This is a genomic window from Antarcticibacterium flavum (assembly GCF_006159205.1).
Taxonomy (GTDB): Bacteria; Bacteroidota; Bacteroidia; order Flavobacteriales; family Flavobacteriaceae; genus Gillisia; species Gillisia flava.
The window spans coordinates 1179675-1192158 of the sequence record NZ_CP040812.1 but is presented as its reverse complement, the minus strand read 5'-3'; the positions used below and the strand labels follow the sequence as shown (position 1 = coordinate 1192158).

The window sequence follows — 12484 nt, the reverse complement described above, 5'->3', positions numbered from 1 at the left end:
AACTGTTTTTATAGTTATTAAAATAGCATTAGGCTGCTACAGCTATCTTTCTTTATCTTCGTTTAAAATTTTTTCCAGGATGAGCATTCTTTTTATTCTTATAGGATTAACCCTTCTAGTAGTAGGAGGTGAGTTTTTGGTAAGATCATCAGTAGCACTATCTTTTAAACTCAAACTTTCTAAAATGGTGATTGGGTTAACAGTTGTCTCCTTTGCTACTTCAGCTCCGGAATTACTGGTAAGCTTGCAGGCTGCTCTAAATGGTTTTTCTGATATTTCCCTGGGGAACGTCATTGGGTCTAATATTGCAAATATAGGTTTGGTGCTGGGCATCACTGCGATCATAACTCCCCTGGCTGTTGACAAGGATTTCTATAAATTCAACTGGCCGGTCATGATGCTTTTTTCCATTGCACTATATTTTCTGCTGGGTAGTGGTGATGTACTTTCCCGGGTTGAGGGGATCATACTGGTGGTCTTACTTGCGCTCTATCTTTTTTTCCTTATAAGGCGCGGCCGCCGGGCACACATTGAAGTAAAGGGAATTGACGATGCTCTTGAAAAAATATCCAATTTCAAGATCATAGTTTGGCTTGTTATTGGTGGGGTCGCCTTATGGGGAGGAGCAGAATTGCTGGTTACCGGGGCCGTTGATGTAGCGGGAATGCTGGGGGTAAGCGAACGGGTGATCTCGGTTACCGTTATAGCGATAGGTACCAGTGTACCCGAGCTTGCAGCTTCTGTTATGGCTGCCCTTAAAAAGGAAAAGGCTTTGTCGCTTGGAAACCTAATAGGTTCCAACATCTTTAATATAGCTTCTGTACTTGGGATAACTGCGATCATACAACCTATAAACCTGGTAAATGACGCCCTTCTTAATTTTGATATATTCTGGATGCTGGGTATTGCATTTATATTAATACCACTGGCATTTCTTCCAAAAAGATTCCAGTTCAGTCGTTATAAGGGAATCATCCTGTTTGTAGGCTATGTGGTATATATTGGAATGGCATTTTTAGAATAATTAAGGGGGTCTTCAATAAAATTAAGGTAATTTTAATAAAAATACCCCTCAACTTTTAGGGGGTGTTTCAAAAATTCATTTACTTTTGCTGATGTATTTTTAAAAACAACAGCACAACATGTCTACATTAAGATTTCAGGCCTTAAAAGAAACTTTAAACCGCAAGCCGGTAAAAATTGACGAAACTGAACGCCGTTCAGATCTATTTGGAAAGAACGTTTTCAATGAGACGGTAATGAGGCAATTCCTTACCAAGGAAGCTTATCAAAGTGTGATGGATGCCAATAAGAACGGTTTAAAAATAAGCCGTGTGGTGGCCGACCATATTTCAACAGGAATGAAAGAGTGGGCGATCTCCAAGGGAGCTACACATTATACCCACTGGTTCCAACCCTTAACAGGAGCAACTGCCGAGAAGCACGATGCCTTTTTTGAAACAATTGGCGACGGGTTGGCAATAGAGAAATTTGGTGGAAGCCAACTGGTGCAACAGGAGCCCGATGCATCCAGTTTTCCTCACGGGGGAATACGAAATACTTTTGAAGCAAGGGGTTATACTGCCTGGGATCCTACTTCCCCGGCTTTTATATACGGTACAACTTTATGTATTCCAACCGTTTTTGTATCCTATACTGGAGAGGCCCTGGATTATAAAACTCCGCTACTGCGTGCCTTACAATCTGTAGACAAGGCTGCTACAGATGTAGCGAAATATTTTGACAAGAATGTTACTAAGGTTACTGCTACCCTTGGATGGGAACAGGAGTATTTCCTTATAGATTCAGCCCTTGCTGCTTCAAGGCCAGACCTGCAACTTTCAGGTAGAACCCTTCTTGGACATTCCCCGGCCAAAGGTCAGCAGCTGGATGATCACTATTTTGGTTCTATTCCTTCAAGAGTTCTTGCTTATATGCGAGACCTGGAAATTGAATGTATGTACCTTGGGATCCCTGTTAAGACAAGACATAATGAGGTAGCGCCAAACCAATTTGAACTTGCGCCAATTTTTGAGGAGGCCAACCTTGCAGTAGATCATAATTCCCTTTTGATGGATGTTATGGACAAGGTGGCAGAAAGACATAATTTTAAGGTGCTCTTCCATGAAAAACCATTTGCCGGGATAAACGGAAGTGGAAAACATAATAACTGGTCCCTGGCGACTGATACCGGTGTAAATTTATTAGGTCCAGGCTCCACGCCAATGAAGAACCTGCAGTTCCTTACTTTCTTTATCAATACGATAAAGGCTGTTCATGATCACGAAGAATTGCTTAGGGCCACTATAGCGAGTGCCTCAAATGACCACCGTCTTGGTGCCAACGAAGCTCCTCCCGCAATCATTTCTGCTTTCATAGGAAGTCAGTTAACCGAAGTGCTGGACGAACTTGAAAAGGTTACTGACGGGAAGTTATCACCGCAGGAAAAGACAGAACTTAAGCTGAACGTAGTAGGTAAGATCCCTGATGTACTGCTTGATAATACCGACAGGAACAGGACTTCGCCTTTTGCGTTCACCGGTAATAAATTCGAATTCCGTGCAGTGGGCTCTCAAGCCAACTGTGCTAACCCTATGACTGTTCTTAATACCATAGTAGCTAAACAGCTTACAGATTTCAAATCCAGGGTAGATGAATTGATCAAGAGTAAAAAGATGAAGAAGGATGATGCCATCTTTAATATCCTTAGAGAATATATCAAGGACTCTAAAAAAATTAGGTTCGAAGGAGATGGTTACGGTGATGCATGGCAGGAAGAGGCGGCAAAAAGAGGTCTAAGTAATAATAAAACTACACCTACCGCCTTAAAAGCTCAGATCTCCCAAAAAACCATAGCACTGTTTGAGGAAATGGGCGTTATGAATAAAAAAGAGGTCGAGGCACGTCACGAGATAGAATTGGAGGAATATGCAATGCGTATCCAGATAGAGGGACGTATCCTTGGCGATATAGCACGCAACCACGTGATCCCAACAGGTATTAAGTATCAAAATATCCTCCTGGAGAACGTAAGAGGGCTTAAAGAGATCTTTGAAAAAGATTTTAAAAAGCATTCCAAGGAACAACTTGAACTTATTACTGAGATATCAGATCATATTGAGAATATAAACAGTGATATCAACGATATGATCGAGGAGAGGAAGAAAGCTAATAAGATCGAGGATGCAGATAAAAAAGCCCATGCTTATTGTGATAATGTGAAGCCTTATTTTGAAAAGATAAGATATCATTGTGATAAACTGGAATTGGTTGTAGATGACGAGATCTGGCCTTTGACCAAGTACAGGGAATTATTATTTACCCGATAATTACTAGAAATTAATAAAAGCCCCGCGATTGCGGGGCTTTGCTTTTTAGTTGGAATTCCTGAGGATTTCCCGTTTTTGCTCCCTAATTCTACATAAAAAGCTAAAGAAACAATGAGCCGCGGGCCTTCAAAAAAATCAAAAGCATGTATCTTTGGGGCAGCTTTAAATTTCATATTCATGAGTGAGGAAATAAGTAAGAGGTATGCTGGCAGAGGTGTCTCTGCAGGAAAAGAGGATGTTCATAACGCGATAAAGAATGTAGATAAAGGCTTGGTTCCACAAGCTTTTTGCAAGATCGTCCCAGATCATCTTACTGGTGATGAGGAGTATTGCCTTATCATGCATGCCGATGGTGCGGGAACAAAATCTTCCCTGGCCTATATGTACTGGAAGGAAACCGGAGATATTACGGTTTGGAAAGGGATTGCCCAGGATGCCCTTATAATGAATATTGATGACCTGCTTTGTGTGGGGGCTACAGATAATATCCTGCTTTCTTCAACAATTGGAAGGAATAAGAATCTAATTCCCGGCGAAGTGATCTCTGCCATCATAAACGGCACAGAAGAATTGCTGGCAGACCTTAAGGAGTTTGGGGTAGAAATACATTCCACCGGTGGGGAAACTGCCGATGTTGGTGACCTTGTGCGTACCATAATAGTGGATTCTACCGTGACTGCCAGGATGAAAAGAGCTGATGTTATTGATAACTCAAACATCAAACCCGGAAATGTCATTGTTGGTCTTTCGTCTTATGGACAGGCTACCTACGAAAAGGAGTATAACGGCGGAATGGGAAGTAATGGGCTCACATCTGCCCGTCACGATGTATTCTCTAAAATTTTAGCTGAAAAATATCCCGAAAGTTTTGATGATAATATCCCACAGGAGCTTATATATTCCGGAACAAAAAAGCTTACAGATGCTGTAGAGGACTCACCTCTGGATGCTGGGAAATTGGTATTATCACCTACCAGGACCTATGCTCCGGTAATCAAAAAGATCCTTGGCAATTATACCAATAAGGAAATACAAGGAATGGTTCATTGCAGTGGAGGAGCTCAAACCAAGATCCTTCACTTCATAGATAATTTACATATCATAAAGGACAACCTATTCGATGTTCCGCCACTCTTTAAACTTATCCAGCAGGAAAGCAAAACCGACTGGAAAGAGATGTACCAGGTTTTTAATATGGGCCACAGGATGGAATTATATGTTGATGAAAATATTGCTGAAGATATTATTGCGATCTCAAAATCTTTCAATGTAGATGCAAAAATTGTTGGGAGAGTAGAAGCGGCAGACTCGAAGAAACTTACGATTGAAAGTGAGTTTGGGCGGTTTGAGTATTAGCCCCCCGACCCCCGAAGGGGGAGGGAAAAAGAGGATTGGGCAATTGCAATTTATAGTCTAAACCACTTCGTTTAAACACTATAACTCTGTGAAACTCCTTTTTTAACCTCCAGTAACCCAGTGTTTAAATAGACCATAAGACTTAGAAAAAGGAGATTGTCCAAATTGTTGAAGTTCGAGGCAACAAACCTTCATCCAGGAATTCCTTTAGAGCCCGGATAATCTTTTTAACGGGAAGTTAAATAATTAAGCTGCTCCAATTCTGCAGGATCCTTTATAAGCCTGGTGCAGCCGTTGTTGATGAAGTACAGCTCGTCTGCAAGGTCAATGATGTGACTATATAAATGATCTGTGATAATAACAGCTTTTTGTTTTGCCTCTTGCCTAAGGATCTTCCTGAAAGTTTCAATATAAACAGGCGCCAGGTGGGTAAAGGGCTCGTCGAGCAACAGGACTTCAGCCTTGCTCTTAATTATAAGGTAAGTTTCAGCTATCCTTCTTTCCCCTCCAGAGACTTCTGTTATCCTGGAGTTATAATATTCAGAAAAAAAACTGAACTCCTCTGTAAACTCATCCCAGGAAACCTCGTAAAGCTTAAAGATAGAACTTAGTTTTAAATGAGTAGGTAAAAAGGAGTGTTGGGGTAGATATTTGACCATTCCCCTGTAAGTAAACAGCGGCTTTAAATGAGGCGTACTGTTGATCCTGATGAGTTTGTGCCGGGGATCAAGATTCCCGAAAATAATATTAAGGAGGCTGCTTTTGCCGCATCCGTTGGCTCCCATAACCGCCGTAATTTTGCCTGTTTCAGCTTTAAGATAAACGCCGTTAAGGAGCTGTTTCCCCCCAAAACCAAGTTCTATGTTGTCTATCTCAATATACATGGCCAAAGATCACATAGGTGAAGAACAAAAGTAACAGGTCCAGCAGCAGGCTCATCCCAAAAAGATAATAGGTACTAATTGAGAGGTTATGATAAAAGGTCAATTTTTCCTTTTGCCTGGTAGTGAGATATATAAATAAAAGAAGGCCAAAGAAAAGCACTTTGATGGTAGCAGCAACAACAAATGCAATTCCCAGTAACAATAAAAGTATGTTCACAATAAAGGAAGACACAAAAAATCTTCTGTAAAAAACGAATATGGAGTTTAATTTTTGTGCCATAACCCAGTCCTTCTTCTCAAATCTACATTTAAAAAATTAAATTTTTATTTTTTCCTTTATAAATTTAATCCAACGCTTATCTGGATGACCATTAGCCATATCAAAAAATAAATTTTCTTTTTTTTTAAACTTTAGTAAACCAGAAGTTCGATTTTTGCGTAAATGGGAATAATCTTCAACCCTAAAGATGTACGTTAAAAAATTACTCCCCGGCTTTGGAGGCCTTTTCCTCCTTTTAGTAAATATTCTAATTATTACCTATTATGGTCTTGAGGAAAGCAGATGGATAAGAGCTTTTAGTGTAGGTTTGTTCGTAGCCTATTTTGTTGTTTTTGCGACTGGAAGGAAGTTTAATCTTTTGCCTGCATTACTTTTTTTACTTATTGCAGATGTGCTATTGATCTATTATGAGAATCCTATATTAAGATATATTAATTTTCTCGTTGGTATCCTGGCCTATATGTTTTTAGCAGCTCATATTTTTCCTTATATAAGGAATTTAAAAGTGATGATGTTGCAAAAACTTCTTTTTACGATTGTCCTTATTATAAATATCAGCCTGTTGTTCTTTTTGCTGGAGATGGCCGGGCCAGGGATACAGGGAAGTTTGCACCAAATACTTTTTATTGCATATGGGTTAAGTATGATCTTTCTGGTTGTATTTGCATTTTCCTTTAACCACAGGTTTTCCAACAGGGCCTCCTTCTTTTTCATTGTAGCTGTACTGGCACTTATTTTTTCTGATATTTCTTCCTTTATCGCCTATTATCTTGAGGTATGGGAGTTTTATTATCCAGACAGGTTATTTTATATTGCCGGGCTGGCAGCACTAGTAAAGTTTGGCAGTATAGATAAAAAGGAGGGGATGCTTCAAAAACCCGACTACCTGTGAAATCTTTTTTGAGTTGGAGGTAAATCTTCGTAATCCGTCAAATTATCGTAAATTTGTTTCGAAAAATCTATCGAGATATTTATGATTGAGAAGCTGAACATAGTGAAGCAACGCTTTGATGAGGTCAATGATTTGATCATCCAGCCGGAGGTAATTTCAGACCAGAAACGTTATATTGAATTAAATAAGGAATATAAGGATCTTAAGGCACTTATGGAGGTGCGGGAGAATTATATGACCCTTAGCAATAATATGAAGGAGGCCCAGGAGATCATTGCAGACGGGAGTGACCCTGAGATGACAGAAATGGCCAAACTACAACTTGAAGAGGCTAAGGAAGCTATTCCTGCTTTAGAAGAGAAGATAAGGTTCATGCTGGTTCCAAAAGATCCTGAGGATGCCAAGAACGTGGTAATGGAAATTCGTGCAGGTACAGGGGGTGATGAGGCTAGTATCTTTGCAGGAGACCTTTATAAAATGTATACAAAATACATAGAGAGTAAAGGGTGGAAATCTAATATTGTAGATTATAATGAGGGCACCAGTGGCGGTTTCAAGGAAATGATCTTTGAAGTAACCGGTGAGGATGTTTATGGTACCTTAAAATTTGAAGCCGGGGTGCACCGTGTGCAGCGGGTCCCGCAAACAGAAACCCAGGGAAGGGTGCATACATCGGCTGCAACCGTTATGGTCCTGCCAGAGGCAGAGGAGTTTGATGTGGAGATCAATCCCAAGGATGTGAGAATAGATTATTTCTGTTCATCTGGGCCAGGGGGACAATCGGTTAACACCACATATTCCGCTGTGCGTTTAACACACGTTCCCACGGGACTGGTAGCACAATGCCAGGATCAAAAATCACAACATAAAAATAAGGAAAAGGCTTTTAGGGTATTACGTTCCAGGCTATACGAGCAGGAACTTGCCAAAAAGATGGAGGCAGATGCTGCCAAAAGGAATTCCATGGTTTCCAGTGGTGACCGCAGCGCGAAAATACGCACTTACAATTATGCCCAGGGACGGGTTACAGATCATCGTATTAACCTTACTCTTTATGACCTTGGAAATATTATAAATGGCGATATACAGAAGATCATTGATGAACTCCAACTGGTTGATAATACAGAAAAGCTGAAGGAGAACAGCGATGTTTTTTAACTATAACTCTTAAAGTTCCCGCAGGTTTTGCGGGAACTTTTTTTATATACTATCTTCCCATTTAAAATTTTGCAGCCGTATGACCACCAAGGACCTTATTGCCCAAATCCATAAGAAAAAATCCTTTTTATGTATAGGCCTGGATACAGATCTTGAGAAGATCCCTACCTATCTTTTAAGCGAAGAGGATCCAATTTTCAGTTTTAATAAAGCAATTATAGACGCCACCCACCAATTTGCGGTTGCATACAAACCAAATACGGCATTTTATGAAGCCTGCGGAAGAAAAGGCTGGAAATCGCTTACTAAAACCATAGATTACCTCAACAAGAACTATCCCGAGATCTTTACCATTGCCGATGCCAAACGCGGCGATATTGGAAATACCTCGAGTATGTATGCCAAAGCATTCCTGCAGGAGATGGGGTTCGATTCTGTTACTGTGGCGCCTTATATGGGGAAGGATTCTGTAGAGCCTTTCCTGCAGTTTCGTGATAAGCATGCGATTTTGCTGGCACTTACTTCAAATGAGGGCGCCTTTGATTTTCAAACATTGGAAATAGACAATACCACCCTGTATAAAAAAGTAATTGAGATCTCAAAAGACTGGAAAAACTCTGAAAGACTTATGTATGTTGTGGGGGCGACCAAGGCAGAATATCTGGCAGAAATAAGAAAGATAATCCCCGATAGTTTTCTTCTTGTTCCGGGAGTGGGAGCCCAGGGTGGAAGTCTGGTAGATGTTTGTAAATATGGAATGAACAAAAATGTGGGCCTCCTTGTAAATTCGTCCAGGGGTATTATCTATGCTTCTGAAAGTTCAAACTTCCCAGAAATAGCTGCAGCCAAAGCTGAAGTGATCCAGCGGGAGATGGCAAAACAAATGGAAAACCTGTAGAAAAATGATCATCAAAGACCAGTTGCAACGGGATGTTCACCTCGGGGATAATTTGCAACGCATAGTGTCTTTGGTTCCCAGTCAAACCGAATTGCTTTATGACCTGGGTCTCGAAAATGAAATTGGTGGTATTACCAAATTTTGTATTCATCCCAATCATCTTAGAAAAAACACGAGGATAGTAGGCGGCACAAAGCAGGTTCATTTCGATAGGATTAGGGACCTGAAGCCCGATATCATCCTTTGTAATAAAGAAGAGAACACCAAAGAAATGGTAAAGGAGCTGGAGAAGATTGCACCGGTTCACGTTTCAGATATAAAAACCTTTGAAGATTCCCTGGAATTGATTGATCAATATGGCAGGATCTTTAATCGGGAACATCTAACCTTCAGGTTTATTGAAGATCTCAAATCGGCTAAAGAAAACTTTCAGAAAACTTTAAAGGAGGGTAGGAACTTAAAGGTGGCATATTTCATCTGGAGGGATCCATGGATGCTGGCAGGTTCGGGTACCTTTATCGATACTTTGCTGAAAATAAATAAATTGGAGAATGTCATCCAGGCCAATAGGAGTCGTTATCCCACCATAGATCTTAAAGATCTGGAATCTTTGAGGCCAGATGTGGTCCTGCTTTCCTCAGAGCCTTTTCCATTTAGGGAAAAGCATAAGAAGGAAATCTCGAAACACTTTGAGGGAAAAATTCAACTGGTGGATGGGGAGTATTTTAGCTGGTATGGTTCCAGGTTATTGCCCGCCTTTGATTACTTCAGGAAATTTCAAATGAAATTATCCAGTTTGCGGTAGTTCATCCTTCTAAGTTGTTCCCGGATCTTTTGTGCCCTTTCATTAATCTTGTCGCTTTTTTCCTTGTCTACAAGGGCCAGGTTATATGCACGATTCATTAAACGCGTATACTTATGGCTCAAGCGATCTTCTTCACTTCTGAATAAAAATCCAAACATCACATAATCCTTTGATTACTACAAAAGTAGCCCCGACCATTGGTAAAAAGTCATAATCTCAGGTTAAATGAATTGTAAAGTTTGATATAGCTTCAGTAGGAAATGTTAAAAAATTAGTCTTGCAAGGCAAAAACCCTTTGTAACAACTGGGTAGACCTTGCACCCAGATTGTTTCTAATCTCCTTTTCCTCCAGGGCTATCATAGTAAAAACACCTTCCATAGCCTGTTGAGTAACATAATCGGCCAGATCTGGATTTACATTTGAAGTTAATGGCAGGGCATTGTACCTGTCAATGATATTCGTCCATACCTGGGTGGCACCAACACGATCAAGGGAGGTCTGGATCACAGGATTGAATTTAGAGTAAAGGGGAGTGGCTGTTTTATTGTTTAAATAAGTCGTTGCCGCAGTGTCATCACCGAGAAGAATATTACGCGCATCTGTAAAGGTGATCTCTTTCACGGCAGTCACAAATATTGGAGTAGCTTCTTTCACGGCATCTTCAGCAGCACGGTTCAGGACTTTTAAACCTTCATCTGCAAGGGAACTTAATCCTACATCCCTTAAGGTTTTATCTACCTTTTGCAGTTCAGGCGGCAGGTTAATTCGCACCAGTTCGTTCTTAAAGAAACCATCTTCCTGTGTAAGTTTGGTAACCTGTTTGTCTATCCCAAAATCGAGTGCCTGTCTAAGGCCAGAGGCAATTTCAGCATTGGAGATACCATAGCCGCCCTGGGGCAATTGGCCGGCGATATCCTGTAACTCTGCACAGCCGGCGAATACCGGGAATAAAATGATAAGTAGTAATTTTTTCATGAAGTCTATATTTATTTGCTTACAGGATCAAAATTAATGTACAATCCCTTCTTTTTTATATAATATTTTAGCCTTGCAATTTGCCTGTTCCCCTACTAGATTTCTATTGTTTTGCATTCACTCAATGGGCAAACAATTTCATCAAAGATAAAGGATTCCTGCAGAGGCTGAATTACCAGCTTCTTTTACCGGATGCAAAAGTAAGGCCATGGAGCAGGTGCAACTGGTAAGAAAATGTTAATGCTATACTTCCTATGCATTTTCCTCTTAACTTACCGGTGGCTAAGTTTTAATTCATGCAAATAGTAAATTCCCTGGGCAAAGCGTACTTTCAAAAGCGCATTGGTCAAATTGACCATTTTAAAGCTCACCCTGAAGAGGTACAGCAAAAAAATCTGCACTACCTCCTCAGGCAGGCAGCAAATACAGAGTATGGAAGGAGGTACCATTTTGCATCCATTAAATCCATGAATGATTACAGGGAACGTGTGCCTCTTATCTCCTATGAAGATCTATTGCCATCGATAAACAGGATGCTTAAAGGAGAAAAAAATATTCTCTGGCCTACACCCATTAAGTGCTTTGCTAAGTCCTCTGGGACAACCAGCGATTCCAGAAAGCTCGTGCCGGTGTCCAGGGAAAGCCTTATAAACACTCACTTCCAGGGTGGCCGGGATATGTTCGCTCTGTACGTACAAAACTATCCAGATACCAAATTATTTAGTGGAAAGAACCTCTCTATTGGAGGAAATCAGGAGAGTAAACAAGCCGATACAGATCGCGATATTTATATTGGGAATATCTCTGCCATTGTAATGAAATATTTACCCTTTTGGGCTCAATATAGACGTACTCCCGGTATAGATATTACAATGATGGAAAGCTGGGAGGAAAAGATAAAAGAAATGGCTGCCGTTACACCAAGGGAGAATGTTACCAGTATGGCAGGGTCTCCCATGTGGCTCATCCTGCTTTTACAGCAAATTTTCAATGGTAAGAATGTGAATTACCTGCAGGATGTTTGGCCCAATCTTGAGGTTTTCTTCCATGGCTCGGTGTCGTTTTTACCTTATAAGCCCTTGTTTGACCTTATGGATAAGGATGGCAGTATGAGGTACCTGGAAGTATATAATGCTACTGAAGGTTTTTTTGGCTTGCAGGACCGGCAGGATGATCCTTCATTATTATTAATGCTTAACTACCAGATTTTCTATGAGTTCATAGCTGAAGAGGATTTCCTGAAGGAGAACCCCGTGACAAAAACTCTCGAGGAAGTTGAGCTGCATAAAAATTACAGTATGGTGATCTCTACCAGCTCGGGACTTTGGAGATACAAAATTGGAGATACGCTGCGCTTCACAGAAAAAAGACCTTATCGATTTATTATAAGCGGGCGTACTAAAAATTGCATCAATATATTTGGGGAGGATCTTTTTGTGGAACAGGCAGAAAAAGCTATGCTTGAAGCCTGTAAGAATACCGGGGCCATCCTTGAGAATTTTAGTGCAGCACCAAGGTTTTATGATAATAAGAATAAAGGTTGCCACGAATGGGTTATTGAATTTATCAAGGAACCGGATAATTTAAGATCCTTCAGCAGATTTTTGGATAATGAGCTATGCCGGCTTAATGAAGATTACAAAAGCAAGCGCTCAGACAATTCGGCAATTACGGAGCCCGTAATTCATTCGGTTCCGGGAGGCACCTTCTATGGATGGCTTAAAAGGAACCATAAGCTGGGCGGGCAACATAAGATTCCGCGGCTATCAAATAAAAGAGACTTTATTGAGGATTTGTTGCAGGGCAATTCCAGGGATACCAGCTGTGCTCTTTAATCTACTGCCGGTTTAATGAATCATCAATCACTTTTGCCCAATCCAGCTCCTTATTAAGTTCTTTACATATA

The 12484-nt window shown here is 40.6% G+C and carries 12 protein-coding genes; 8 read left to right on the top strand and 4 right to left on the bottom strand.

Annotation, left to right across the window (positions count from 1 at the left end; translation table 11 throughout):
• The first annotated feature begins 79 nt into the window (after positions 1 to 79).
• The 3 genes from FHG64_RS05005 to FHG64_RS04995 all read left to right on the top strand — a co-directional run bounded on the left by FHG64_RS05005 (position 80) and on the right by FHG64_RS04995 (position 4685).
• Positions 80 to 1024 carry a calcium/sodium antiporter gene (locus tag FHG64_RS05005; RefSeq protein WP_139065392.1) on the top strand — a complete coding sequence of 315 codons (945 nt, stop codon included), beginning with the start codon at positions 80 to 82 and terminating at the stop codon, positions 1022 to 1024.
• A 118-nt stretch (positions 1025 to 1142) separates the two neighbouring features.
• Positions 1143 to 3329 carry a glutamine synthetase III family protein gene (locus FHG64_RS05000; protein ID WP_139065391.1) on the top strand — a complete coding sequence of 729 codons (2187 nt, stop codon included), beginning with the start codon at positions 1143 to 1145 and terminating at the stop codon, positions 3327 to 3329.
• A 177-nt stretch (positions 3330 to 3506) separates the two neighbouring features.
• The gene (locus FHG64_RS04995) at positions 3507 to 4685 is read left to right on the top strand and encodes an AIR synthase related protein (RefSeq protein ID WP_139065390.1); all 1179 of its coding nucleotides are present in this window, start codon (positions 3507 to 3509) and stop codon (positions 4683 to 4685) included.
• 227 nt (positions 4686 to 4912) lie between these two features.
• Here FHG64_RS04995 and FHG64_RS04990 read toward each other — a convergent pair whose 3' ends face one another.
• A complete protein-coding gene (locus tag FHG64_RS04990; protein WP_139065389.1) occupies positions 4913 to 5569 on the bottom strand; it encodes an ATP-binding cassette domain-containing protein in 657 nt (218 codons plus the stop codon).
• Positions 5559 to 5849, bottom strand: coding sequence for a hypothetical protein (locus tag FHG64_RS04985; RefSeq protein WP_139065388.1), 291 nt, complete (start codon positions 5847 to 5849; stop codon positions 5559 to 5561). Before FHG64_RS04985 ends, FHG64_RS04990 begins: the two co-directional genes overlap by 11 nt.
• A gap of 187 nt (positions 5850 to 6036) precedes the next feature.
• On the opposite strand from FHG64_RS04985, the gene FHG64_RS04980 reads away from it, so the two are divergent.
• The 4 genes from FHG64_RS04980 to FHG64_RS04965 all read left to right on the top strand — a co-directional run bounded on the left by FHG64_RS04980 (position 6037) and on the right by FHG64_RS04965 (position 9602).
• Entirely contained in the window at positions 6037 to 6741 is a 705-nt protein-coding gene (locus FHG64_RS04980; protein WP_139065387.1) for a hypothetical protein, read from the top strand.
• Positions 6742 to 6822: 81 nt separating this feature from the next.
• Positions 6823 to 7899, top strand: coding sequence for a peptide chain release factor 1 (gene prfA / locus FHG64_RS04975; protein ID WP_139065386.1), 1077 nt, complete (start codon positions 6823 to 6825; stop codon positions 7897 to 7899).
• Between the two features lie 79 nt (positions 7900 to 7978).
• Positions 7979 to 8797, top strand: a complete 819-nt coding sequence (pyrF, locus tag FHG64_RS04970; RefSeq protein WP_139065385.1) for an orotidine-5'-phosphate decarboxylase — start codon at positions 7979 to 7981, stop codon at positions 8795 to 8797.
• 4 nt (positions 8798 to 8801) lie between these two features.
• Positions 8802 to 9602: an ABC transporter substrate-binding protein gene (locus tag FHG64_RS04965; RefSeq protein WP_139065384.1), complete on the top strand. Its 801-nt coding sequence runs from the start codon at positions 8802 to 8804 to the stop codon at positions 9600 to 9602.
• On the opposite strand, the gene FHG64_RS04960 is transcribed toward FHG64_RS04965, so the two are convergent.
• Positions 9575 to 9760 (bottom strand): Lacal_2735 family protein, encoded by a 186-nt coding sequence (locus FHG64_RS04960; RefSeq protein WP_139065383.1) that lies wholly within the window; start codon positions 9758 to 9760, stop codon positions 9575 to 9577. The two genes, FHG64_RS04965 and FHG64_RS04960, sit on opposite strands and share 28 nt — an antisense overlap.
• A gap of 113 nt (positions 9761 to 9873) precedes the next feature.
• A complete protein-coding gene (locus FHG64_RS04955; protein ID WP_139065382.1) occupies positions 9874 to 10578 on the bottom strand; it encodes a DUF4197 domain-containing protein in 705 nt (234 codons plus the stop codon).
• Positions 10579 to 10874: 296 nt separating this feature from the next.
• Between FHG64_RS04955 and FHG64_RS04950 the strand changes: the two genes are divergently transcribed.
• On the top strand, positions 10875 to 12413 hold the full coding sequence (locus tag FHG64_RS04950; protein ID WP_139065381.1) for a GH3 auxin-responsive promoter family protein: 1539 nt from the start codon (positions 10875 to 10877) through the stop codon (positions 12411 to 12413).
• Positions 12414 to 12484 lie beyond the last annotated feature (71 nt).

Excerpts from the sequence above, each read along its gene's own strand:
- prfA (WP_139065386.1), top strand. The coding sequence starts at position 6,823 with ATGATTGAGAAGCTGAACATAGTGAAGCAACGCTTTGATGAGGTCAAT.
- FHG64_RS04980 (WP_139065387.1), top strand. The coding sequence starts at position 6,037 with ATGTACGTTAAAAAATTACTCCCCGGCTTTGGAGGCCTTTTCCTCCTT.
- FHG64_RS05000 (WP_139065391.1), top strand. The coding sequence starts at position 1,143 with ATGTCTACATTAAGATTTCAGGCCTTAAAAGAAACTTTAAACCGCAAG.
- FHG64_RS05005 (WP_139065392.1), top strand. The coding sequence starts at position 80 with ATGAGCATTCTTTTTATTCTTATAGGATTAACCCTTCTAGTAGTAGGA.
- pyrF (WP_139065385.1), top strand. The coding sequence starts at position 7,979 with ATGACCACCAAGGACCTTATTGCCCAAATCCATAAGAAAAAATCCTTT.
- FHG64_RS04960 (WP_139065383.1), bottom strand. The coding sequence starts at position 9,760 with ATGTTTGGATTTTTATTCAGAAGTGAAGAAGATCGCTTGAGCCATAAG.
- FHG64_RS04995 (WP_139065390.1), top strand. The coding sequence starts at position 3,507 with ATGAGTGAGGAAATAAGTAAGAGGTATGCTGGCAGAGGTGTCTCTGCA.
- FHG64_RS04955 (WP_139065382.1), bottom strand. The coding sequence starts at position 10,578 with ATGAAAAAATTACTACTTATCATTTTATTCCCGGTATTCGCCGGCTGT.
- FHG64_RS04985 (WP_139065388.1), bottom strand. The coding sequence starts at position 5,849 with ATGGCACAAAAATTAAACTCCATATTCGTTTTTTACAGAAGATTTTTT.
- FHG64_RS04990 (WP_139065389.1), bottom strand. The coding sequence starts at position 5,569 with ATGTATATTGAGATAGACAACATAGAACTTGGTTTTGGGGGGAAACAG.
- FHG64_RS04950 (WP_139065381.1), top strand. The coding sequence starts at position 10,875 with ATGCAAATAGTAAATTCCCTGGGCAAAGCGTACTTTCAAAAGCGCATT.
- FHG64_RS04965 (WP_139065384.1), top strand. The coding sequence starts at position 8,802 with ATGATCATCAAAGACCAGTTGCAACGGGATGTTCACCTCGGGGATAAT.